We start from the raw sequence: 21457 nt of genomic DNA, 5'->3' as shown, positions 1-21457 counted from the left end.
GCCGGAAGTCGCGCTCCCGCGCGGTTGCTGGCCGGTTCAGCGGGTACCGGACCGGGCATGCGCATCGTGATCGTGGGGGCGACCGGAAACGTGGGAACGGCGGTCCTGCGTCGGTTGCGGCAGGAGTCGGGGGCGGAACTGGTCGGCGTGGCCCGTCGGCTGCCCGGGCCGGACGCCGGTGAGCCGTACGACGACGTCGAGTGGCACTCCTGCGACATCGGCGCGCCCCGCGCGGCCGACGAGCTGGTGCGGATCTTCGCCGGGGCGCGGGCGGTCGTGCACCTGGCCTGGCAGATCCAGCCCAGCCACGACCGGCGCACGCTCTACCGGACCAACGTCGGCGGCAGCCGCGCGGTCATCGAGGCCACCGTCCGGGCCGGCGTTCCCGCCCTGGTGTACGCCTCATCCGTCGGCACCTACGCGCCCGGCCCGAAGGACCATCCGGTCAGCGAGAACTGGCCGGCGACCGGGGTGCGGACGTCGTCGTACAGCCGGGACAAGGCGGAGGTGGAGGCGCTGCTGGACGACGTGCGGCGGGAGCACCCGGAACTGCGGGTGGTCCGGCTGCGGCCGGGTCTGATCTTCCAGCGTGACGCCGGCACCGAGATCAGCCGCTACTTCCTCGGCCCGCTGGTGCCGGTGCGGCTGCTGCGCTACGGCCGGATCCCGCTGGTGCCCTCGCACAGGCGGCTCCGGATGCAGGCGGTGCACGCCGACGACGTGGCCGACGCGTACGCCCGGGCGGTCCTGGGCGACGCGCGCGGCGCGTTCAACGTGGCGACCGACCCGGTGTTGACGCCAGCGCTGGTGGCGCGGCACTTCCACGGCTGGACCGTGCCGGTGGCGGTGCCGGTGCTGCGCGCCGCGGCGGCGGTGACCTGGCGGGCCCGGCTGCAACCGGTCGACACCGGCTGGGTGGACCTGGCGCTGAACGTCCCGCTGATGTCCGCGCAGCGGGCCGAGACGGACCTCGGCTGGGTGCCCCGGGTCGACACGGTGACCGCCCTGAAGGACCTCATCGCCGGCATGTCGACGAGGTCGGGAACCAAGTCCCCGCCCCTGTCGACGGACCCCACCCTCCCCGGCCGCGCGGCTGCCGTGCCGAAGGGCCACCTCCCCGGCCACCCCAACCCCTACTGACCAGCGGGGTGAGAAGGTGCCCCTTCTCTACCGGAGGCGTTAAGCAGGGGCCCGGCCTTCAGCCTCGGGTGAGGCGGGCGCCGAGGAAGAAGATGCCGGGCTTCGTCTCGAAGCCTCGGCTGGGGTTGCGGCGCAGCGTCGAGCTGGTGATCGACAGGGTGCCGGTGCGGTTGTTGCTGACGAAGAAGATGGCGCCGCCGCCCTCGTTGGCGCTGTTGTCCTCGACGACCGTGCCGGCGAGCTTCACCGTGAACTCGTTGCCGTCGCAGTAGATCGCGCCGCCGCTGCCGCCGCCCGGCGTACCGCCCCGGGCCGGGTTCGCGCCGGTGCCGACCGCCTGGTTGTCGCGGAAGACGCTGTTCAGCACCGTCCAGGAGACGCCGATGCTGCTCAACGCCGCGCCGTTGGCGCACACCCCGCCGGTGAACGTGCTGCCCACCACGTACACCGGCTTGTTCTCGAACTGGCTGAGCACCCGCAGCGCGGCGCCGCCCAGGTCCGGCCCGGTACGGTCGCAGCGGTTGTCGACGAACCGGGAGTTGACCACCTTGACCCGGCCGCCACGGACGAAGATCGCGCCGCCCCCGCCGCCCTCGGTCTTCTCGCCCGTCGAGTTGCCGTTCGCGAACGTCAGGTTCTGCACGGTGAGCTGCGGGTGGTCCTGGTTCTGGCAGTGCGAGGTGGTGAAGCCCTGCGCCGGGTCGCAGGTGTTCAGGTAGAGGATCCGTCGGCTGCCGCCGCCGCTCAGCGTGACCTTGCCGCCGCCGTCCAGCACGATGCGCGGACCGTGCGCGTTCACCACCTTGGCGGTGGCCTTCATGGTGATGGTCACCGGCGCCGGGCCGCAGTCGAACGTGATGATGCCGCCGGCCGCCACCGCCTTCACCACCGCCGCCGAGGTGCAGCTCGCCGGCGTGCCGGTGCCGACGGTACGGGTCGGACGCGACGTGTCCACGGCCCGCGCCTCGGCCGGCACGGTGGCCCGCCCGTCCGGGTTGCCGGCGCGGAACGCGACAGCGGCCGGGCCGGGGCTCGGCTTGGCGGTGCCGAGGCCGGCGCGGGCGCTCGGCGAGACGGCCGGGGCAGCGGCATCGGTGGCACCGGAAGGTGTGCCGGCCGGGGTGGCGGCGGCCGGGGCGGTCCGGTCGGACGGCTCGCCGCCGCACCCGGGCAGCGTGGCGGTGGCCAGGGCGAGGACGAGGAGGGAGACAGCGGACTTCACGCGCACCCGCCGATGCTAGGGGGACCGGCCGCCCCGGCACGACTCCGCCGGCGATCCTTAACCCGCGGCTAAGCCGGCGGTCAGGCGTGCGAGAGGGCGAACGCGACCAGGAAGCCGAGCACCGTGATCAGGCCGACCAGCAGGTGGGCGTCCTCGAACGCCTCCGGGACCATGGTGTCGGTGATCATGGCCAGGATCGCGCCGGCGGCGAGCGCGGTGATGGTGGCCAGCACCTCCGGCGGGGCGCCGCCGAGCAGCGTGTACCCGGCCAGCGACGCGGCGCCGGAGATCAGCGCGATGGCCGCCCAGAGCCCGAACACGTAGCGCCGGGACCGCCCGGCCTGCCGCATGCCGGCCGCGCTGGACAACCCCTCCGGCACGTTGCTGAGGAAGACCGCGATCACGGTGACGAAGCTGACCGGGCCGCCGGCCAGCAGGCTCGCGCCGATCACCACCGATTCCGGTACGCCGTCGAGCAGCGCGCCGACCGCTATCGCGTTACCCGAACCGGGCTGCTCCTGCTCGGAGGGCTGCTCGTCGCCGGAGCGCTTGCGGTGCCGCGCCCCGTGCCGGGCCAGCAGCACGTTCGCCCCGGTGTAGGTGAGCGCGCCGGCCGCCGCGCCGATCGCCACCGGCAGCAGGCCGCCCTGCTCGTGCGCCTCCTCGATCAGCTCGAACGAGACGGCGGAGAGCAGCACGCCCGCCCCGAACGCCATCACCGACGCGGTGGCCCGGCGCGGCACCCGCGCGAAGAACCCCACGGCCGCCCCGATCAACAGGGCGGACCCGGCCAACAGACCCCAGAATCCCGCTTCCAACCATCCCGGCACCCGCAGGAACCTACCCCGCGTCGATGCCGGCAACCCGATCAGAAGTCGGCGAACAGGTACGGCAGTTCACGCGGGAAGAGTCGGCGCAGCTCGGCGGCGGCGTCCACCGGCACCTCGCCCAGCCCGCGTACCACCACCTCGACCGGGTCGAGCACGCCGTACGCCAGGGCGGACAGCCCGGCGGCGGTCAGCCGGGCCGCGGGCACGGTGCCCTCGGCGGCGCTGTCGGCCGGCAGCACCGCCAGTTTGCCGGTGGTCCCGTCGAGCAGGTGCCGGCCGGCGAGCCAGCGGTCGCCGACCAGCTCGACGAGCACCCGCCCCACCCCGACCGGCTGCTCGGCCAGCGCCTCCAGGCTGAGCAGCCGGGCCATCGGCGCGGAGGAGTCGGGCCGGCGCGCCCGCGTCTCGACGTGCACGTCGAAGTCGGTGAGCCACAGCTCGGGCAGCTCGTCGGGGCCCAGCTCGACGCTGACCCGGTTCACCTGGTCGACGTGCCGGGCGAAGAACTGGAGCAGCGACGCCCGGGCGTACGGGTCGTCGAAGAGCAGGTCGTCGGCGACCAGCGTGCCGGCGTGGTCGTCGATCCGGTAGGTCACCGCGCCGACCGTCTCGCCGTCGCGTACCACGCTGAGCAGCCAGCGGTCGTCCCGCTCGCGCAGGCCGACCGCCCGGAAGTCGGGGAAGACCGCGAAGCCGTGGCGCTCGCGCAGGCACCGGTCGGTGTAGGCGCGCCACCGCGGGTAGCCCGCCCCGATCCGCTCCCAGACCAGCTCGTCGGGCAGCTCGGCGCGCAGCAGCGGCGCCAGCTCCGCGGGGGCGAACACCGCGGTACGCCGCCGGGGCAACCCGGCGTAGCCGAAGCGCTCGTAGAACGAGGGCCGGAACGGGTACAGCGCGCTGAGCTGGTGCCCCTCGTCCCGCATTCCGTCGAGGAGCTGGTGCATCAGCGTCCGGACGTGCCCGCGCCGGCGGGCCAGCGGGTGGGTGGCCACCCCGGCGACACCGGCCATCGGCAGCACCGCGCCGCGCAGGTTCTGCCGCATCGGGATCGCCGAGGCCGCGGCCGTGGCGACGCCGTCCTCCTCGACCACCAGCGTGGTGTTCCCCGCGTTGGTCGGCAGGTAGGCGCGGAACTCGTCGGTCCGGGCCGGCGTCATCGGCGACGCCTCGAACGCGTACGCCTGGAGCGGGAAGCTGGTGGTCGGGCGTTCCTCGGCGCTCAGCCGGCGAATGTGCATCCGTTCATCCCAACGTGCCCGCCCCCGGGTCGCAACCCGAATGGGTCGCCGTCAGGCCTCGGCGACGTCGGAGATGACCACCGTGACGTTGTCCGGTGCGCCGGCCTGGTGGGCCAGCTTCACGAGCTGCTCGCCGCACTGCTGCCGGTCGCCGTAGGTGGCGAGCGCGGCGGCGATGGCGGCGTCCTCCACGTAGTCGGAGAGGCCGTCGCTGCACAGCAGCAGCCGGTCGCCGGGGAAGACGGTGAGCGCCCCCACCGCCGGCGGCGCGTCCTGACCCTGCACCGCGCGGGTGACGAGCGAGCGCTGCGGGTGGTGCCGGGCCTGGTCGCGGGAGAGCGCGCCCTGGTCGACGAGCGCCTGCACGAACGTGTCGTCGCGGGTGAGCTGGGTCAGCTCGTGGTCGCGCAGCAGATAGCAGCGGGAGTCGCCGACCTGGGCGAGGACCAGCCGGTCACCGGCCAGCAGTGCCGCGGTCAGCGTCGTGCCCATGCCGTCGCGGGCCGGGTCCACCGTGATGGCCGCCCGGATCCGCTGGTTGGCGGTGCTGACCACGGCGCGCAGCGCGTCGGCCGCCTCCTCGGCGCCGGTGGGCGGCGTCAGCTCGTCCAGGATCCGGATGACGATCTCGCTGGCCACCTCGCCGGCCGGGAGGCCGCCCATGCCGTCGGCCACCGCCACCAGGCGGTCACCGGCGAGGGCGGAGTCCTCGTTGTTGGTCCGGACGAGGCCGACGTCGTTGAGGATGGCCGAGCGGAGGATGAGCGTCATGGGGACAAGCTTGCCAAGAAGACCCGCTCCGCGTCTCTACGCGCTGCCGGGTCGGTGGAAAGAAATGTCACCGACTTGCATCCCGGGTATCCGTCAACCGTCCTTCCCGGATGGACGCGGATAGCGCAACAGCAGGCTGGCCCGGACCTGCTCCTCGCCCACCGCGGCGTAGCTGTGCGGCACGTCGGAGGTCCAGCGCAGATACTCTCCGGGGCCGCCGGTGAGCGGGGCGTCCACCGGGCCGGCCAGGAGCACGCCGGAGAAGACGGTCACGTGTTCGGTGACGCCGGTCTGGTGGGCGGGGGAGAGCTGCGCCGGCCCCGGGCTGACCCGCATCCGGTACAGCTCGTACGTCGCGTCGCGGTCGTGGAAGACCTCCAGCAGCGTCGCGCCGACCGCTGCGCCGCGTACGGTCGGCGTCTGCTCGGGGGCGGAGAGTACGGCGGTCAGCGGCACCCCGAGCTGCGCGGTGATCGCGTACAGCGTCTCCAGGGTGGGGTTGCGGACGCCGTTCTCCAGGCCGGAGAGCGTGGCCTTGCCGACGCCGGCCAGCCGCGCGAGTTCGGAGAGTGAGAGCCCCCGTTCCATCCGGAGGGCGCGGATCCGCGGGCCGACGTCCATGGGGCTATCGTGCTACATCATGTCGTTCCGTAAACGGAACACCGGAGGAGGAAGCGTGGCCGGTCGACTCCAACCCGTACTGGCCGGCGTGGTGACCGCCCTGGTCGGCTTCGCCAGCTCGTTCACCGTCGTGCTGGCCGGGCTGCGCGCGGTCGGCGCCGACCCGGCCCAGGCCGCCTCCGGCCTGCTCACGCTCTGCGTGGCCAGCGGCGCCTGCGCGGTCTGGCTCGGTCTGCGGCACCGGCTGCCGCTCGCCATCGCCTGGTCCACGCCGGGCGCGGCGCTGCTGGTCGCCACCGGGCCGGTACCCGGCGGCTGGCCCGCCGCCGTGGGCGCCTTCCTGCTCACCGGTCTGCTGATCATCGCCGCCGGGCTGATCCCCGCGCTCGGCCGCGCGGTCGCGGCGATCCCCGCCCCGGTCGCCTCCGCCATGCTCGCCGGGGTGCTGCTGCCGCTCTGCACCGCGCCGGTACGCGCCCTGGTGGAGGTGCCCCGGCTGGCCGGGCCGGTGGTGCTCGTCTGGCTGCTGCTGCACCGGTTCGCGCGCCGCTGGGCGGTACCCGGCGCGCTCGCGGTGGCCGTGGTGGCGATCGCGCTGACCACCTCCGGCCCGGCCCGGCTGGACGTCGCCCCGGTCGTCACGCTGACCGCGCCGACCTGGACGCTGCCCGCCGTCGTCGGGCTCGCGCTGCCGCTGTTCCTGGTCACCATGGCCGCGCAGAACGTGCCCGGCACCGCCGTGCTCGCCGGCTACGGCTACCGGGCGCCGCTGGGCTCCGCGCTACGGGTCACCGGGCTCGCCACCACGCTCGGCGCGTCGGCCGGCGGCCACGCGGTGAACCTGGCCGCGATCACCGCCGCGCTCGCCGCCGGCCCGGACGCCCACCCCGACCCGGACCGGCGCTGGATCGCCTCGGTCACCGCCGGGATCGGCATGGCGTTGCTCGGCCTCGGCGCCGGCGTGGCGACCGCCCTGGTGCTGCTCTCCCCGCCGGTGCTGGTCGAGGCGGTGGCCGGGCTCGCGCTGCTCGCCGCGCTGGCCGGCGCGGTGTCGGCGGCGGTCGCCCAGCCGGACACCCGGGAGGCCGCCGTGGTCACGCTGGTGGTCACCGCGTCCGGGGTCAGCCTGCTCGGCATCGGGGGCGCGTTCTGGGGCCTGGTCGCCGGCTGCCTGATGCTCCTGCTCTTCCGCCGCCGCCCGCCCGCCGCGCCGCCGGCTGCCGCGCCGCCGGTCGAACCCGACAGCCGTACCGCATTGGGGCCGGATCTGGCCGCCGCGCACCGGCAGGGCTGACTGTGAGCATGGCGGGGTCGGCTCAGCAGTGGTGCTGCTGCCGGCGCCGACCCGGCGGGAGACGTTTGGCCTGATAGGAGCCCCGCCTCCTGGCCCGGCGGCGGGGTGTGCCCGAAGTGCCTACGAGCTTGATGGCGTGAACGGTTCACCGGTCGTGACCCATCGGCGCCATCAAGTTCGTAGGGGCTGCCGGCATCTGCCCGGGACCGCTGGCCGGTGACGGGTCAGGAGTGGCATCGGCGGGCCGGGAGGTGACTCACCGGGCGGGGAGACGGCTCGACAGGCCAGGAAGTGCCCTGGTCGAGCCGGTGGTCACTCCTCGGCGGGCAGTTCAGCGGCCGGGACGGTGAGGCGGACCGCGCCGTCGGCCACGGCCGCGATCCGGTCGGCCAGCACGTAGACCGCGCCGGTGTCGGCCAGCTCGGTGGAGACCTTGAGGTAGCCCTCGCGCAGCAACCGGGCGGCCAGGTCGGCGGGCACGTCCGGCTCGTCGACGGCGGCCGACTCGATCAGCTCGTCGAGGCTGCTGCCCGGGTCGACCGGGGCGGGCGCCTCCACGGTCACCGCGGCGGGGTCGCCGCGCTGGACGAGATCCACGGTGCCCACCTCGACGCCGGTGGAGTCGACCACCCGCATGCCGGTGGTGACCCGGGAGACGGTGTCCTGCTGCTGGCTCATGCCGAAGCGGTTCCCGGGGCGCGCGGGCGCTAAACGGAGGGGGCCCAGCCGCCCGGCGGGCGGGGGGACAGCTCGCGCCAGGTGTCCGGCCCGTCGAGCAGCGCGCGGACCGTCTCCTCGGCCTCCTCGACACTGATGTGCTCGTAGAAGCGGGAGACGCCCTCGGCGCCACCGGCGCGCTGCTCCACGTGCCAGCGGTCGCCGTCCACCCGGAGGAAGACGTCCCGCCGGGCGAGCCGGCCCCATTTCCCGTTCCACCAGTGCCTACGCTGCTCCATGCCGGGACTCTATCGAACATGTGTTCGATTCGGGTCGGCCCCCGCGGAATCTCCGCGGGGGCCGGTGGGCTATGGCGTCAGCGCGGGGCCGGCGGCTCCTGCCGGCGGCCGAGCACGTCGTCCAGCGCGCCGCGCTGGGCAGGCGTGCCGGGGTTGCCGGCGAGCAGCGCGTCCCGGATCTCGGTGAGCAGCTTCACCTCTTCGCTGGGCGCGGAGGGTGGCGGCTCCTCGCCGCGCTTGCGCCGCTCGGCGAGCCGGTTCATCGGGTAGACGACCAGGAAGTACAGCGCCGCCGCGGTGAGCACGAACGTGATCAACGCGTTGATGAACGCCACCCAGTCGAACGGGATGCCCCGGAAGCTCGGGGTCGAGCCGGTGAGCCCGTTCTTGTTGCCGGTGATCAACACGATGAACACGCGAACCAGTGGTTCCAGGAACGACTTGGTCAGCTGCGTGACCACGCCGGTGAACGCGGCACCGATGACGACGCCGACCGCGAGGTCGACGACGTTGCCGCGCATGATGAAGTCTTTGAAGCCCTTGAGCATCCGCTCTCCCGTGCTGTCCGAATCTGCGTCCGGCACAACCTATGCCTCGGTCGGCCCCTCGAGAAACGCACCGGCCTCGATCGCTGCCCGCGTGGGATCGCCGGCCCGGATCGCCGCCACCAGTCGACCGTGGTCGACGTACCGCTCGGCGGTCAGCGCCGGCCCCATGGCCTGCGCGACGGTGCGGCGCAGCGCGGCGCCGACGGAGGCGTACAGCTCGGCGAGCATGGGGTTGTGCGCGGCGGCCACCACCACCGTGTGCAGCGCGGCGTCCGCCTCCACGAACTCGTCCACCCGCCCGGAACGCCACGCGGCCTCCCGGGCGGCGAGCGCGGCGTCGAGCGCCGCCAGGTCCTCGGGGGTACGCCGCAGCGCGGCGAGCCGGGCGGCCTCCACCTCGAACGCGCGCCGGACCTCGATCACCTCGGTCATCCGGTCGTCGGTGAGCTGGCGGGCCACCACCGGGGCCAGCTCGTCGGTCGACACCACGTAGGTGCCGGAGCCCTGTCGGCACTCCAGCACGCCGGCGTGGACCAAGGCCCGGACCGCCTCGCGGACCGTGTTCCGCCCCACGCCGAGCGCGGCCACGAGCTGCGGCTCGGTGGGGATGCGTGCGCCCACCGGCCACTCGCCGCCCAGGATGCGCGCCCGGAGCTGCTCGATCGTCCGGTGGACCCGGTGGCCGCGCGGCGGCACGACGACGGAATCCACGGCGGGTGTCACCGGTTACACCTGCTGCCGAAATTCATCCCATGATTGTAGGTTCGAGGTCATGACGCCGCCACCCCCGCCCACCGCGACCGCGCCCACCGCCGACGTCACCCCCGGGCCGGCGCCGGCGGCCACCCCGGACCCGCCGGCCGTCTCCCCGGTGCGCGGCGGGCTCCTGGTGCTGGTCGGGATGCTGCTTGTCGCGTTGAACCTGCGGGCGGCGGTGACCAGCCTCGGCGCGCTGCTCGACGAGATCCGCGTCGGGCTGGGCCTCTCCGGCACCATGGCCGGCCTGGTCACCACGCTGCCCACCATCGCGTTCGCCGGGCTCGGCGCGCTCACCCCGTGGCTGGTTCGCCGCTGGGCGGCGCCCCGGGTGCTGGTACTGGCCATGATCGCGCTCACCGCCGGGCAGGTGCTGCGCGCGGTCACCGGCTCGGCGGCCGTCTTCGTGCTCACCAGCGCGCTCGCGCTGGCCGGCATCGCGGTGGCGAACATCCTGCTGCCGATGCTTGTCAAACAGCACTTCCCGCACCGCACCGGGCTGGTCACCGGGGCGTACACGATGGCGCTGACGGTGGGCACGACGGTGGCCGCCGCCTCCGCGGTGCCGGTGGCCCACGCCTTCGGCTCCTGGCGGGCCGGCCTCGGCGTCTGGGCCGGGCTGGCCGCGCTGGCCGTGATCCCGTGGGTGCCGCTGGCGCTGCGGGCGCGCGCCGCGCGCCGGGCCGCCGACCGGACCGCGACCCCGGCGGTCGTCGCCGCCCCGGCGCGGGTGCGGCCCGGCCGGACCCGGCTCGGCTGGGCCATGGCGGTCTACTTCGGGGCGCAGTCGCTCAGCGGGTACGCGATCATGGGCTGGCTGGCCCAGCTCTTCCGGGACGCCGGCTACCGGCCCGAGGCGGCCGGCCTGCTGCTCGCCGGCGTGACCGCGCTCGGCGTGCCGGTGGCGCTGACGATGCCGGCGCTGGCCGGCCGGCTGGCCACCCTGCGTCCGCTGGTGCTGTCGCTGACCGCGTTCTCCACCGCCGCGTACGTCGGGCTGGCGCTCGCCCCGCGCGGCCTGGCGCCGCTCTGGGTGCTGCTGCTCGCGCTCGGTCAGGGCGCGTTCCCGCTCATCCTGACCACGATCGGGCTGCGGGCCCGGACCGCCGAGGGCACCGTGGCGCTCTCCGCCTTCGCGCAGAGCACCGGGTACGTCATCGCCGCGCTCGGCCCGCTGCTGGTCGGCATCCTCTACGAGGCGACCGGCGGCTGGACCGCCCCGCTCGGCTTCCTGCTGGTGGCACTCGCCGTGCAGACGACCGCGGGCATGGTGATCGCTCGTCCCCGCTACATCGAGGACGAGCGCTGAGCGGAGTCGGTCAGGAGGAGGCCGGGGTGGGGTCGCCCGCGACGGCCTCGTCCACCGTCGGGTACGTGTGCAGCACCTCGACCAGGCCGCTGACCTCGAGGATGCGCAGCACGCCGCGCTGCGGGGCGGCCAGCCGAACCACGCCACCGGCCTCGTCGCAGCTGTTCTTGGCGCGGACGAACACCGACAGCCCGGTCGAGTCGCAGAACGACACCTCGGCCAGGTCGAACACGAGGCGGCTGCGCCCCTTGTCGAGCAGGTCGGTGATCTGATCCTGGAGCTGCGGTGCGGTGGCCATGTCCAGCTCGCCCGCGACCGACACCACGACCACGTCGCCGCGCTGTTCCGTGTGCACCGTCAGGGACATTCGTCGACCTCCTGTGTTCGGGGGAACGGTATCCCACAATGACCGCGCCGCGCAGAACGGGAGCCGGCACAGGTGCTGTCGATCATTTCTTTGTCCCGTGGCAAGTAGTGCGGCGACCCCCGGTGATAGAGTCCGCCCGTCCAGATCTGGGAGGTCAACGTGGCATTGGGCGCAGAGCAGGGCGGTCGGCTCGCCGAACTGCTGAGTCAGCACGCGGACCGGTTGACCAACCGCTGGATCGAGATCGTCGCCGGCTCGTTGCGCGGCCGACTCAGCCGGGCCGAGCTGGCCCGCCAGGTGCAGGAGCTGCACCGCGCGGTGGCCGACGCCGGCCGGCAGGGCATCGGCGACCTGGCCGACGAGCACGGCGGGGAGCTGCGGGCGGTGCTCGCCGAGATCTCCACCAACCGGGCCCGCCAGGGATTCAGCGCCACCGAGACCGCGATCAGCGTGTTCGCGATCAAGGACGCCCTGCTGGAGCTGATGGAGCAGGAGCGGGGCGAGGACACGCTCCGCGACTTCGTCGCGTTCTCCTCGCTGATCGACCAGATGGGGCTGTTCACCTTCGAGACGTTCGTCCGGGCCCGGGAGAGCCTGATCGCCGACCAGGCGGAGCAGCTGCTGGAGCTCTCCACGCCGGTGGTCAAGCTCTGGGAGGGCGTGGTCGCCGTCCCGCTGGTCGGCACGCTCGACTCGGCCCGTGCCCAGGTGGTGATGGAGCGCCTGCTCCAGACGCTCGTCGACACGGGTTCGCCGTACGCGATCATCGACATCACCGGCGTGCCGGCGGTGGACACCCAGGTCGCCCAGCACATCCTCAAGACCGTGGTGGCCGCCCGGCTGATGGGCGCCGACTGCATCATCTCCGGCATCCGCCCGCAGATCGCCCAGACGATCGTCGCGCTCGGCATCGAGTTCGGCGACATCGCCACCAAGGCGAGCCTGGCCGACGCGCTCCGTCACGTGCTGCGCCTGACCGGGGTCGAGACCGCCGCCCGCCGCGCCCGCCGGGAGTCGTGATGGAGCGGGTGCCGATCCTCAAGATCGGCGACATCCTGCTGGTCTCCATCCAGGTCGACATGTCCGACCAGACGGCGATCCAGCTCCAGGAGGACCTGGCCGAGCGGATCGTCGCCACCGGCTGCCACGGCGTCATCATCGACATCACGGCGCTGGACATCGTCGACTCCTTCGTCGGCCGGATGCTCTCCACCATCGCGTCCATCTCGAAGGTGCTGGACGCCGAGACGGTGGTGGTCGGGATGCGTCCCGCCGTCGCCATCACGCTGGTCGAGCTGGGGCTGTCGCTCAACGGCATCCGGACCGCGCTGAACGTCGAGCGCGGCATGGAGCTGATCGCGGCGAGCCGCGCCGACGACTGGGACGCGGCGCTCGTCGACGACGAGGACACCGAGACGACGGCGACGCCATGACCACGGGCGTCGACCTGGGGGTGCCGGCGACGCAGGCGATCCGTAGCGACGAGGACGTGGTGCGGGTCCGGCAGTTGGTGCGGACCACCGCGGTCGCGGTCCGGCTCTCCCTGGTCGACCAGACCAAGCTGGTCACCGCCGCCAGCGAGCTGGCCCGCAACACGCTGATCTACGGCGGCGGGGGCAGCGCCGAGGTGACCACCGTCTCCGACGGCCGCCGGCGCGGCGTCCGGATCGTCTTCGCCGACCAGGGCCCGGGCATTCCCGACCTCGACCTGGCCCTCACCGACGGCTACACCACCGGAGGAGGGCTGGGCCTCGGCCTCAGCGGCGCCCGTCGGCTCGTCGACGACTTCGACATCCGGACCGCCGTCGGCCAGGGCACGGAGATCACCATCACCAAGTGGTCGCGATGAGCACCGACGTGGTCCCCGACCACGGCGTGTGGTTCCGGGTCGACAACGGCGCGACCGCCGGTGGCGTACGCCGGGTGGCCGAGCGGCTCGGGGGGCAGCTCGGGCTCAGCACGGAGCGCATCGCGGATCTGGCCATCGTCACCGCCGAGATCACCAGCAACCTGGTCAAGCACGCCCGCGAGGGTGCCCTGCTGCTTCGTCCGGCGCGTCGGGACGGGCGGGCCGGGGTGGAACTGGTGGCCATCGACTCGGGTCCGGGCATGGCCGATCTCACGGTCTCCTCGGCCGACGGGCACTCCACGGTCGGCACGCTCGGCATCGGTCTCGGCGCGATCGCCCGGCAGTCGAGCCGGTTCGACGCCTACTCGCGGCTCGGCCGGGGCACGGTGCTGACCGCCCAGGTCTGGGACGGGCCGCCACCGGCGCCGGACTGGGCCGGCGGGTTGGCCCGGCCGATCACCGGCGAGCAGGACAGCGGCGACGGGTACGCGGTCCGGGTGGTCGAGGGCCGGCGGCAGGTGCTGGTCTGCGACGGGTTGGGGCACGGGCCGCTGGCCGCCGCCGCCACCGGTGCCGCGGTCGCCGCGTTCCGTTCGGCCCCGGCCGGCCCGCCGGACACCGTGGTGCGGCACCTGCACGCCGCCATCTCGCACACCCGTGGCGCGGCGCTCGCGGTGGCCGAGCCCGACGCCGGGACCGGGCAAGTGCACTACGCCGGCCTGGGCAACATCGCCGCCATGATCGTGGCCACCGGCGAGCGGCGGCGCGGCCTGGTGTCGCTGCCGGGCATCGCCGGGCACCAGCGCCCCACGGTTCGTGGGTACGACTACCCGTTCCCGCCCGGCGCGACGCTGGTGATGCACAGCGACGGCGTGGTGGACCGCTGGGACCTGGACGACTACCCCGGGCTGGTCGCCCGCACGCCGCTGCTGGCCGCCGCCGCGTTGCTCCGCGACGCCGGGATCCGCCGTGACGACGCCTGTGTCCTGGTCGCCCGGGCGGCCTCATGAGTGAACCGCTCCTGCACCTGGCGCTCCGGGTCGAGCAGGACATCTTCCTGGTCCGGCAGCGGGGCCGGGAGGTGGCCGCGGCGATCGGGCTGGAGCACCAGGACCAGGTCCGGATCGCCACCGCGCTCAGCGAGGTGGCGCGGGAGCTGCTGCACGGGGTGGCCGGCGCCGACGTCACGTTCGCCGTCGATCGGACCGGCCCGGCCGGTCGGGCGGAGCTGCGGGTGGACCTGTCACCGGTCCGTCCGTTCCCCGGTGGCCGGTACGAGCCGCAGTCCGGCGCGGTCGCTCGTCTCGTGGACTCGTTGCGGGTGATGTCGGTCGGGGGCGTTACCGTCGTGAGGATGTCCCGACGAGTACCGGACCACGCCGCGGAGCTGACGCCGGAACGCGCTGACCAGCTCCGCGCCGAGCTGGCGGAGCGCGCTCCGGGTTCCGCGCTGGACGAGTTGGCCGCACAGAACGCGCAGCTCATCGCCGCGCTCGACGAGGTGCGCTCGCAGCGGGACGAGCTGGCGGTGCTCAACGCCGAGCTCCAGGAGACCAACCAGGGCGTGATGGCGCTCTACAACCAGCTCACCGAGGAGCTGGAGGAGACCAACCGTGGCGTGGTGGCGCTCTACGCCGAGCTGGACGAGAAGTCCGCCCAGTTGCGGGCCGCCAGCGAGTCGAAGAGCCGGTTCCTGGCCAACGTCAGTCACGAGCTGCGTGCCCCGGTCACCGCGATCATCGGTCTCGGGCGGCTGCTCGCCGACTCCGCCTCCGATCCGCTGACCAGCGAGCAGGCCCGCCAGGTGGGGCTGATCCGGTCCTCCGCGGGTGACCTGCTGGCCCTGGTGAACGAGCTGCTCGATCTGGCGAAGGCCGAGTCGGGCCGGATCGAGCCGGACTGGTCCGAGGTCGACCTGCGGGCCGTGTTCGGGCAGCTTCGCGGCACGCTGCGGGCGTTGGCCACCCGACCCGGGGTGGAGTTGGTGGTGGAGGAGCCGCCGGCCCCGGCGACGGTCCGCTCGGACGAGGTGCTGCTCGCCCAGGTGCTGCGCAACCTGCTGCACAACGGCCTGAAGTTCACCGAGCGGGGCGAGGTGCGGCTGCGCGCCGAGCGTCGCGACGAGGTGTGGTCGCTGACGGTCACCGACACCGGCGTCGGCATCCCGCCCGAGTTGCACGAACGGATCTTCGAGGAGTTCTACCAGGTGCCGGGCACGACCCGGGTCGGCGGCACCGGTCTCGGCCTGCCGTACGCCCGGCGGCTGGTCGCCCTGCTCGGCGGCACGCTGAAGCTGACCAGCGAAGCGGGCCGGGGCAGCACGTTCACCGTGGTCCTACCCGTGGGCGGAGCGTGACGGTGGAGGGCGGGCCGGCGACAGTGCTGGTGGTCGACGACAGCGGCCCGAAGCGTTACCTGCTGGTGAACTGGCTCACCCGGGCCGGGTTCGTGACCGTGGAGGCCGAGAACGGCACGGCGGCGCTGGAGCGGGTGGCCCGGGAGCCGGTCGACCTGGTGGTGCTCGACGTGCGGCTGCCCGACATGAGCGGCTTCGAGGTCTGCGAGCGGATCAAGGAGGCGTACCCGTCTGTGCCGGTCATCCACGTGTCGGCGCACGCGGTGGACGTGGTCGACCGGGCGCAGGGGCTCACCCGGGGCGCGGACGCGTACCTGGCCGAGCCGATCGAGCCGGAGGAACTGGTCGCCACCGCGCACGCGGTGCTGCGCTACTACCAGGCCCGGCGGCGGGCCGAGCAGCTCGCCGAGCGGTTGGCCGCGCTGGCCGACGCCACGGTGGAGATGCACGCGTCGCCGAACTTCGTCCGGCTGCTGGAGGCCGCCGCGTCCGGCGCCGCGCGGATCTTCCGGTCGCCGGCGGCGGTGGTCGCCGAGACGTTCGACGGGGACTGCCTGGCGGGCGTGGCCGCCGACCCGCACACCCCGGCCGGGATCGTGCCGTGGGTGGTGGACGACACCGGCGTGCCGATCGGCACCCGGGTGTGGGTGGACCAGCCGGGCAACTGGCCGTTGACCGACTGGCCGGAGGGGGACACGGTGACCGTGGCCGCCGCGCGGCTGCGGGAGGACCGGGCCCCGCTCTACGTGGTGGTGCCGACGTCCACCCAGACCGTGCAGACGCCGGTGCTGGTGCAGCTCGCCCAGGCCGTGGCGTCGGCGGTGGAGGCGCAGCGCTCCTTCGACGAGGAACACCGGATCGCGGTGACGCTCCAGCGCAGCCTGCTGCCCCGGCGGCTGCCCGAGGTGGCCGGCCTGGACCTGGCCGTCCGCTACGAGCCGGCGAGCGCCCAGACCGAGGTGGGCGGGGACTTCTACGAGCTGGTGATGCTCGACGGGCACCTCCTGGTGGCGATCGGCGACGTGGCCGGGCACTCGCTGCACGCCGCCACCGTGATGGCCGAGCTGCGGCACGCGGTCCGGGCGTACGCGGTCGAGGGGCACCAGCCGGGCATGATCCTGGACCGGGTCAACGAGCTGATGCGGACGCTGCTGCCGAACGAGCTGGCCACCATCTGCGTGCTGCTGCTCCACCCGGGCACCGGGCTGATCCGGATGGCCAGCGCCGGGCACCTGCCGGCGCTGTTGAGCCGGGACGGGCGGGTCGAGTTCGTCTCGCAGTCCGCGGCGTTGCTCGGCGTGCGCGCGCCCCGCCCGCCCGACCTGGAGTTCGTGCTGCCGGCCGGCGCCACGCTCGTCCTCTACACCGACGGGCTGATCGAGCGTCGGGACGCCACCATCGACGACGGGATGGCCGCGCTCGGCGTGGTGGCCACCCGGGTGGACGACGACCTCGACCAGTTCTGCCAGCGGCTGCTGACCGAACTGGCGCCGCCGGAGATCCACGACGATGTCGCGGTGGTGGCGGTCCGCCGCCGCTGATCCCCGGCCGCCCGCCCGCTGCGGTTCGGGTGTCGCATTTCTGCAAGACCGCCCTCATACCCTGGGTCCTATGAGTACGAAGACTAGTGAGCTGCTGTCCCTCGCCGAGCCGGGCACGGTGGCGGTGGTGCGGGGCATCTCCGACGACCACCTCGACCGACCCACGCCGTGCCGTGACTACACGGTGCGTGACCTGCTCAACCACCTGTTCGACGTGGTGGTCAACTTCGAGGCGCTGGCCCGGCGCGAGGAGGTCGACTGGTCGGTCCGGACCGACCACCTGACCAGCGGCTGGCGGGACCGGTTCCCGAAGGAGGCGGCGCGGCTGGTCGAGACGTGGTCGGATCCGGCCGTGCTGGAGGGCGTCTCGGCGGGTATGGGCGTGCCCCAGAAGACGATCGGGTCGATGGCTCTGATCGATCTCACCGTGCACGGCTGGGACCTGGCCCGCGCCACCGACCAAGGGTTCACCGTGGACCCGTCGGTGGTGGCGGCCCTGCACGAGTTCCTGGACGAGCGGGGCGACATGGGTCAGCGGATGGGCGTGTTCGCCGCGCCGGTGCCGACCGACGCGGCCCCGGGCACGGTGGACGCACTGCTGGGCCGGACCGGGCGCGACCCGGCCTGGCCCCGCTGAACCGACCGGCCCGCGTCGGTCCCGGCCGGCGCGGGCCGCTCTTGACACTGCTATTCGCTCAGCGAATAGTAGGCCCGTGTCCACACAGCACGTTCTGCTCGGGCTGCTCGCCGCCGGGCCGCGCCACGGCTACGAGCTGAAGCGCGCCCACGACGAGCGGCTGCCCCGGGCCCGCCCGCTGGCCTTCGGCCAGGTCTACGCCACGCTGGCCCGGCTGCACCGGGACGGCCTGGTGACGCCGTCCGGCCAGGGCCGGGAGGGCGGCCCGGACCGCACCGCCTACGCGCTCACCGACGACGGACGGGCGACGCTCGACCGGTGGCTGGCCACCGTCGAGCCACCGATGCCGTACGTGGCCAGCACGCTCTTCGCCAAGGTGGTGGTCGCGTTGCTGGTGGCCGACGCCGACCAGGCCCGCGCCTACCTGATCGCCCAGCGCCGGGCGCACACCGCACGGCTGCGCGAGCTGACCGCCGTCAAGACCACCCCCGGTGCCCACCTCGACGAGGTGGTCGCCGCCGACTTCGCCATCGCTCACCTCGACGCGGACCTGCGGTGGCTGCACACCACCCTGGACCGGGTCGCCGACTGGCACCGGGAGGTGCACTCGTGACGTTCCTGGAAGCGCGCGGCGTGGTCCGGGCGTACGGCCCGACACCGGCGCTGCGCGGCGTGACGCTCGACGTGGCCGAGGGCGAGATCCTCGCGGTCACCGGCCCGAGCGGCTGCGGCAAGTCCACGCTGCTGCACTGCCTCGCCGGCATCCTGCGCCCCGACGCGGGCCAGGTGACCTGGCGGGGCGAGCGGATCGACACGTGGTCGGAGACGGCCCGCTCCCGGCTGCGCCGTACCGAGTTCGGGGTGCTGTTCCAGTTCGGTCAGCTCGTCGCCGAGCTGACCGCGGCGGAGAACGTCGCGCTTCCGCTGCTTCTCGCCGGCACGGGACGACGGGCGGCGCGAACGGCGGCGCTCACCTGGCTGGAACGGCTCGGCGTGGCCGAGGTCGCCGACGTCCGGCCCGGCGAGATGTCCGGCGGGCAGCAGCAGCGCTGCGCGCTCTCCCGGGCGCTGGTCACCGAGCCGCGGGTGCTCTTCGCCGACGAGCCCACCGGCGCGCTCGACACGCTCGCCGGCGAGCAGGTGCTCACCCAGTTGGTCCGGCTGGCCCGGGAGCAACGCACCACGGTCGTGCTGATCACGCACGAGCCGCGGATCGCCGGGTACGCCGACCGGGAGGTCAGCCTGCGCGACGGCATGGTCGACCACAGCGGGCTGGGTCTCGATCCGGCGTTGCCGGGCGGCACGCGGTGAGGCCGGGCACGCTGCTGCGGCTCGCGCTGGCCGGCACCCGCACCGACGGCGCGCGGGTGGCACTGACCGCGTTGAGCGCCGCGCTGGCGACGTTGGCCGGGCTGGCCGCGCTGACCGTGCTGACGGTGGCGAAACCGCCGGGTAACGAGTGGACGCAGTCCGAGCAGTACACCAACGGGCTGCTGCGCGAGCCCGGCCTGCGCCCCGGCGTCGCGTTCGCGTTGCTGCTGCTCTGCGTGCCGGTGCTCGGGCTGGCCGGGCAGTGCGCCCGCCTCGGTGCGCCGAGGCGCGACCGGCGGCTGGCCGCGCTGCGGCTGGCCGGGGCCACCCCGGGCCAGGTCACCGGGCTCGCGGTCGCCGAGACCGGGGTGGCGAGCCTGCTCGGCACCGGCACCGGCCTGGCCGTGTTCGAGGTCGGCCGCCGGCTGCTGCACCGGCCGGACGCCGACGGGCGGCTGCCGCTGCCCACCGACGTGCACCCGGGCCCGGTGGCCGTGGCCGCCGTGGTGCTCGGCCTGCCGCTGGTCGCCGCGTTGGTCAGCGCACTCCTGCTGCGTCGGGTCACCACCACCCCGTTCGGCGTGGTACGCCGGGTCCGCACGCGGGCGCCGTGGCCGTGGCCGGGCCTGCTCATCCTGGTCGCGTTGGCGTCGTTCGCCGCGATCCGGCCGATCGGGCTGTGGTACGAGCGGCGCGACCAGGCGCCGCCCGACTCGGTGGCGCCGCTGCTGCTGACGCTCGGCGGGCTGACCGCCATGATCGGCGTGGTGTCGGGCACCGGCTGGATCTCGTACACCACCGGGCGGCTGCTGCACCGCCACGGGCGCGGTCCGGCCGCGCTGCTCGCCGCGCGCCGGCTCACCGCCGACCCCTGGGCCGGCAGCCGCACGTTCGCCGCGCTGCTGGCCGCGCTGATCTTCGGGGCCGGGGCCGCCGGGGTACGGGCCGACTTCCAGGCCGAGGTGGAACTGTTCCGTCGCACCGGCGGCGGCCTGTCCAACCCGGACTTCTATCTCGGCGCGATGGACCTGGTCGACCTGGCCGTCGCGGTGGCCATGGCGATCGCCGCGGGTGGGCTGCTGGTGGCCGTGGTCGAGGGCATCACCAGCCGACGGCGGGCGTACGCGGCCCAGGTGGCCACCGGCGTGCCCCGCGCCACCATCGGTCGATCGCTGCTCTGGGCGGCGCTCGCCCCGGCGGTGCCGGCGATCGGGCTCGCGCTGGCCGTCGGCTACCTGCTGGTCGCCGGCCTGATGCCGGCTCCCAGTGGCGGCGGCTTCGTGCAGCAGGTCTGCGCCGCCGGCACACCGGGGTGCGGCACGAGCGGCGGAGAGCCGCGTACCGAATGGGTGCCGAAGGTGACGGTCACGCCGGACGTACCGTGGGAGCAGCTCGCCTGGTTCGCGGCGGGCGGGCTGGCGGCGGTGCTGGTCACGGTCGTGGCCGGCCTGCTCTTCCTGCGCGCTGCCACCTCGGTGGAGGAGCTGCGCACCACCTGAGTCAGCGGCCGAGCAGGCCGGCGGGGCCGGCGACGGCCAGGCCGATCGCGGTCGAGCAGCAGCAGACCACCAGCCCGGCGGCGACCACCGCGAGGATCAGCCAGGTCGACCCGCGTCGCGCCGCCGGCTGCTCCTCGTCGCTCACCCGGGCAGTGTAGGCGGGAGGCAGGATGGTGCGATGAAGCTGATCTCGATCGACGACGTCCGGGCCGCCGCCGACGACGTGGCGGGCACCGCGCTGCGGACCCCGCTGCTGCCCGCCGCCTGGGACGACGGGCTGTGGCTCAAGCCGGAGAGTCTGCAACCGGTGGGATCGTTCAAGCTGCGCGGCGCCACCCACGCGGTGGCCCGGCTCGACCCGGCCGCCCGGTCCCGAGGGGTGGTCACCCACTCCTCGGGCAACCACGGGCAGGCGCTGGCGTACGCGGCCCGCACGTTCGGGGTGCCCTGCACGGTGGTGGTGCCGGACGGGGCGCCGGCGGTCAAGGTGGACCGGATGCGGGCGCTCGGGGCGGACGTACGGCTGGTGCCCCGGGCCCGCCGGGTCTCCGAGGCGGAGCGGATCGTGGCGGAGAACGGCGCGGCGTTGGTGCCGCCGTTCGACCACCCGGCGGTCATCGCCGGGCAGGGCACCATCGGGCTGGAGATCGTCGCCGACCTGCCGGACGTGGACGTGGTGCTGGTGCCGGTCGGCGGCGGTGGGCTCGGCTCGGGCGTGGCGACGGCCGTCAAGGCGCTGCGCCCGTCGACCGCCGTGATCGGCGTGGAGCCGGCGCTGGCCGCCGACGCGGTGGAGTCGCTCGCCGCCGGCGAGGTGGTGGTGTGGGATGTGGAACGCACGTACCGGACCTGCGCCGACGGGCTGCGCACCAACCTGTCCGCGCTGACGTTGGCGCACCTGCGGGAGCGGCTCGACGGCATCGTCACGGTGACCGAGGACGAGATCATGTCGGCCGCCGGCCGGCTGCTGCGGGACGCGCGGTTGGTGGCCGAGCCGAGCGGCGCGGTCGCCACGGCCGCCCGGCTGTTCCACCGCGACGAGCTGCCGGCCGGGCGGACCGTCGCGGTGGTCACCGGCGGGAACGCCGACCCGGCGGTGCTGTCCGCAGCGCTCGGGGCGTAAGGAGGGGCCCCTTGTTAACGCTGGGCGTTAACAAGGGGCCACAGGTCCAACACCGCGTCGAGCCAGTCGAGGGGGTTGTGGCCGGGGGC

General features: G+C 74.2%; 25 protein-coding genes. 14 read left to right on the top strand and 11 right to left on the bottom strand.

All coding sequences use genetic code 11. The features are described 5' to 3' along the window. Window positions 1-57 precede the first annotated feature (57 nt). Complete coding sequence (locus tag AB0B02_RS24950; RefSeq protein ID WP_357304032.1) at window positions 58-1140, top strand: NAD-dependent epimerase/dehydratase family protein; 1083 nt, start codon at window positions 58-60, stop codon at window positions 1138-1140. Between the two features lie 58 nt (window positions 1141-1198). Here the strand turns inward: AB0B02_RS24950 and AB0B02_RS24945 are convergent, their stop codons facing one another. The 5 genes from AB0B02_RS24945 to AB0B02_RS24925 all read right to left on the bottom strand — a co-directional run bounded on the left by AB0B02_RS24945 (window position 1199) and on the right by AB0B02_RS24925 (window position 5822). Next, window positions 1199-2368 carry a hypothetical protein gene (locus AB0B02_RS24945; protein WP_357304029.1) on the bottom strand — a complete coding sequence of 390 codons (1170 nt, stop codon included), beginning with the start codon at window positions 2366-2368 and terminating at the stop codon, window positions 1199-1201. 74 nt (window positions 2369-2442) lie between these two features. Further along, entirely contained in the window at window positions 2443-3156 is a 714-nt protein-coding gene (locus AB0B02_RS24940; protein ID WP_357304026.1) for a ZIP family metal transporter, read from the bottom strand. Between the two features lie 74 nt (window positions 3157-3230). Then, window positions 3231-4430 (bottom strand): GNAT family N-acetyltransferase, encoded by a 1200-nt coding sequence (locus AB0B02_RS24935; RefSeq protein WP_357304023.1) that lies wholly within the window; start codon window positions 4428-4430, stop codon window positions 3231-3233. 51 nt (window positions 4431-4481) lie between these two features. Further along, a complete protein-coding gene (locus tag AB0B02_RS24930) occupies window positions 4482-5201 on the bottom strand; it encodes a protein phosphatase 2C domain-containing protein (protein ID WP_107154591.1) in 720 nt (239 codons plus the stop codon). A 93-nt stretch (window positions 5202-5294) separates the two neighbouring features. Continuing rightward, a complete protein-coding gene (locus AB0B02_RS24925; protein ID WP_357304019.1) occupies window positions 5295-5822 on the bottom strand; it encodes a helix-turn-helix domain-containing protein in 528 nt (175 codons plus the stop codon). A 55-nt stretch (window positions 5823-5877) separates the two neighbouring features. On the opposite strand from AB0B02_RS24925, the gene AB0B02_RS24920 reads away from it, so the two are divergent. Continuing rightward, the gene (locus AB0B02_RS24920) at window positions 5878-7116 is read left to right on the top strand and encodes a benzoate/H(+) symporter BenE family transporter (protein WP_357304016.1); all 1239 of its coding nucleotides are present in this window, start codon (window positions 5878-5880) and stop codon (window positions 7114-7116) included. Between the two features lie 312 nt (window positions 7117-7428). On the opposite strand, the gene AB0B02_RS24915 is transcribed toward AB0B02_RS24920, so the two are convergent. The 4 genes from AB0B02_RS24915 to AB0B02_RS24900 all read right to left on the bottom strand — a co-directional run bounded on the left by AB0B02_RS24915 (window position 7429) and on the right by AB0B02_RS24900 (window position 9343). Next, the gene (locus tag AB0B02_RS24915) at window positions 7429-7794 is read right to left on the bottom strand and encodes a hypothetical protein (protein ID WP_107154594.1); all 366 of its coding nucleotides are present in this window, start codon (window positions 7792-7794) and stop codon (window positions 7429-7431) included. 29 nt (window positions 7795-7823) lie between these two features. Then, window positions 7824-8072, bottom strand: coding sequence for a hypothetical protein (locus AB0B02_RS24910; RefSeq protein ID WP_281943739.1), 249 nt, complete (start codon window positions 8070-8072; stop codon window positions 7824-7826). A gap of 77 nt (window positions 8073-8149) precedes the next feature. Continuing rightward, complete coding sequence (gene mscL, locus AB0B02_RS24905) at window positions 8150-8620, bottom strand: large conductance mechanosensitive channel protein MscL (protein ID WP_281943737.1); 471 nt, start codon at window positions 8618-8620, stop codon at window positions 8150-8152. 39 nt (window positions 8621-8659) lie between these two features. After that, window positions 8660-9343, bottom strand: coding sequence for an FCD domain-containing protein (locus AB0B02_RS24900; protein ID WP_357304011.1), 684 nt, complete (start codon window positions 9341-9343; stop codon window positions 8660-8662). A 49-nt stretch (window positions 9344-9392) separates the two neighbouring features. On the opposite strand from AB0B02_RS24900, the gene AB0B02_RS24895 reads away from it, so the two are divergent. Beyond that, the gene (locus AB0B02_RS24895) at window positions 9393-10685 is read left to right on the top strand and encodes an MFS transporter (protein WP_357304008.1); all 1293 of its coding nucleotides are present in this window, start codon (window positions 9393-9395) and stop codon (window positions 10683-10685) included. A 10-nt stretch (window positions 10686-10695) separates the two neighbouring features. On the opposite strand, the gene AB0B02_RS24890 is transcribed toward AB0B02_RS24895, so the two are convergent. Continuing rightward, window positions 10696-11052 carry an STAS domain-containing protein gene (locus AB0B02_RS24890; protein ID WP_067310147.1) on the bottom strand — a complete coding sequence of 119 codons (357 nt, stop codon included), beginning with the start codon at window positions 11050-11052 and terminating at the stop codon, window positions 10696-10698. Between the two features lie 159 nt (window positions 11053-11211). Between AB0B02_RS24890 and AB0B02_RS24885 the strand changes: the two genes are divergently transcribed. From AB0B02_RS24885 to AB0B02_RS24840, 10 genes are all read left to right on the top strand, one after another. Beyond that, a complete protein-coding gene (locus AB0B02_RS24885; protein ID WP_357304005.1) occupies window positions 11212-12072 on the top strand; it encodes an STAS domain-containing protein in 861 nt (286 codons plus the stop codon). Then, window positions 12072-12485 carry an STAS domain-containing protein gene (locus tag AB0B02_RS24880; protein WP_281943728.1) on the top strand — a complete coding sequence of 138 codons (414 nt, stop codon included), beginning with the start codon at window positions 12072-12074 and terminating at the stop codon, window positions 12483-12485. The genes AB0B02_RS24885 and AB0B02_RS24880 overlap by 1 nt, the downstream gene beginning before the upstream one ends. Next, the gene (locus AB0B02_RS24875; RefSeq protein ID WP_281943726.1) at window positions 12482-12901 is read left to right on the top strand and encodes an ATP-binding protein; all 420 of its coding nucleotides are present in this window, start codon (window positions 12482-12484) and stop codon (window positions 12899-12901) included. The genes AB0B02_RS24880 and AB0B02_RS24875 overlap by 4 nt, the downstream gene beginning before the upstream one ends. Further along, complete coding sequence (locus tag AB0B02_RS24870; protein ID WP_357304001.1) at window positions 12898-13911, top strand: SpoIIE family protein phosphatase; 1014 nt, start codon at window positions 12898-12900, stop codon at window positions 13909-13911. The genes AB0B02_RS24875 and AB0B02_RS24870 overlap by 4 nt, the downstream gene beginning before the upstream one ends. Next, window positions 13908-15257 carry a sensor histidine kinase gene (locus tag AB0B02_RS24865; protein ID WP_357303998.1) on the top strand — a complete coding sequence of 450 codons (1350 nt, stop codon included), beginning with the start codon at window positions 13908-13910 and terminating at the stop codon, window positions 15255-15257. Before AB0B02_RS24870 ends, AB0B02_RS24865 begins: the two co-directional genes overlap by 4 nt. 2 nt (window positions 15258-15259) lie before the next feature. Next, window positions 15260-16798 carry a SpoIIE family protein phosphatase gene (locus tag AB0B02_RS24860; RefSeq protein ID WP_281943719.1) on the top strand — a complete coding sequence of 513 codons (1539 nt, stop codon included), beginning with the start codon at window positions 15260-15262 and terminating at the stop codon, window positions 16796-16798. Window positions 16799-16868: 70 nt separating this feature from the next. Further along, on the top strand, window positions 16869-17435 hold the full coding sequence (locus AB0B02_RS24855) for a TIGR03086 family metal-binding protein (RefSeq protein ID WP_281943717.1): 567 nt from the start codon (window positions 16869-16871) through the stop codon (window positions 17433-17435). Between the two features lie 76 nt (window positions 17436-17511). Next, window positions 17512-18048, top strand: a complete 537-nt coding sequence (locus AB0B02_RS24850; RefSeq protein WP_281943715.1) for a PadR family transcriptional regulator — start codon at window positions 17512-17514, stop codon at window positions 18046-18048. Further along, window positions 18045-18746, top strand: a complete 702-nt coding sequence (locus tag AB0B02_RS24845) for an ABC transporter ATP-binding protein (protein WP_357303993.1) — start codon at window positions 18045-18047, stop codon at window positions 18744-18746. The genes AB0B02_RS24850 and AB0B02_RS24845 overlap by 4 nt, the downstream gene beginning before the upstream one ends. Continuing rightward, window positions 18743-20245, top strand: a complete 1503-nt coding sequence (locus AB0B02_RS24840) for an FtsX-like permease family protein (protein ID WP_357303990.1) — start codon at window positions 18743-18745, stop codon at window positions 20243-20245. Before AB0B02_RS24845 ends, AB0B02_RS24840 begins: the two co-directional genes overlap by 4 nt. 1 nt (window position 20246) lies before the next feature. Here the strand turns inward: AB0B02_RS24840 and AB0B02_RS24835 are convergent, their stop codons facing one another. Further along, a complete protein-coding gene (locus AB0B02_RS24835) occupies window positions 20247-20390 on the bottom strand; it encodes a hypothetical protein (RefSeq protein ID WP_357303987.1) in 144 nt (47 codons plus the stop codon). A gap of 33 nt (window positions 20391-20423) precedes the next feature. Between AB0B02_RS24835 and AB0B02_RS24830 the strand changes: the two genes are divergently transcribed. Next, on the top strand, window positions 20424-21368 hold the full coding sequence (locus tag AB0B02_RS24830) for a threonine/serine dehydratase (protein ID WP_281943707.1): 945 nt from the start codon (window positions 20424-20426) through the stop codon (window positions 21366-21368). Window positions 21369-21457 lie beyond the last annotated feature (89 nt).

The organism is Micromonospora sp. NPDC049240 (genome assembly GCF_040647835.1).
In the GTDB taxonomy this organism is placed as follows: Bacteria; Actinomycetota; Actinomycetes; order Mycobacteriales; family Micromonosporaceae; genus Micromonospora.
This window is presented reverse-complemented; position numbering and strand designations above follow the sequence as displayed.

Excerpts from the sequence above, each read along its gene's own strand:
- AB0B02_RS24950 (WP_357304032.1), top strand. The coding sequence starts at position 58 with ATGCGCATCGTGATCGTGGGGGCGACCGGAAACGTGGGAACGGCGGTC.
- AB0B02_RS24935 (WP_357304023.1), bottom strand. The coding sequence starts at position 4,430 with ATGCACATTCGCCGGCTGAGCGCCGAGGAACGCCCGACCACCAGCTTC.
- AB0B02_RS24930 (WP_107154591.1), bottom strand. The coding sequence starts at position 5,201 with ATGACGCTCATCCTCCGCTCGGCCATCCTCAACGACGTCGGCCTCGTC.
- AB0B02_RS24925 (WP_357304019.1), bottom strand. The coding sequence starts at position 5,822 with ATGGACGTCGGCCCGCGGATCCGCGCCCTCCGGATGGAACGGGGGCTC.
- AB0B02_RS24915 (WP_107154594.1), bottom strand. The coding sequence starts at position 7,794 with ATGAGCCAGCAGCAGGACACCGTCTCCCGGGTCACCACCGGCATGCGG.
- AB0B02_RS24910 (WP_281943739.1), bottom strand. The coding sequence starts at position 8,072 with ATGGAGCAGCGTAGGCACTGGTGGAACGGGAAATGGGGCCGGCTCGCC.
- mscL (WP_281943737.1), bottom strand. The coding sequence starts at position 8,620 with ATGCTCAAGGGCTTCAAAGACTTCATCATGCGCGGCAACGTCGTCGAC.
- AB0B02_RS24895 (WP_357304008.1), top strand. The coding sequence starts at position 9,393 with ATGACGCCGCCACCCCCGCCCACCGCGACCGCGCCCACCGCCGACGTC.
- AB0B02_RS24890 (WP_067310147.1), bottom strand. The coding sequence starts at position 11,052 with ATGTCCCTGACGGTGCACACGGAACAGCGCGGCGACGTGGTCGTGGTG.
- AB0B02_RS24880 (WP_281943728.1), top strand. The coding sequence starts at position 12,072 with ATGGAGCGGGTGCCGATCCTCAAGATCGGCGACATCCTGCTGGTCTCC.
- AB0B02_RS24875 (WP_281943726.1), top strand. The coding sequence starts at position 12,482 with ATGACCACGGGCGTCGACCTGGGGGTGCCGGCGACGCAGGCGATCCGT.
- AB0B02_RS24870 (WP_357304001.1), top strand. The coding sequence starts at position 12,898 with ATGAGCACCGACGTGGTCCCCGACCACGGCGTGTGGTTCCGGGTCGAC.
- AB0B02_RS24865 (WP_357303998.1), top strand. The coding sequence starts at position 13,908 with ATGAGTGAACCGCTCCTGCACCTGGCGCTCCGGGTCGAGCAGGACATC.
- AB0B02_RS24855 (WP_281943717.1), top strand. The coding sequence starts at position 16,869 with ATGAGTACGAAGACTAGTGAGCTGCTGTCCCTCGCCGAGCCGGGCACG.
- AB0B02_RS24830 (WP_281943707.1), top strand. The coding sequence starts at position 20,424 with ATGAAGCTGATCTCGATCGACGACGTCCGGGCCGCCGCCGACGACGTG.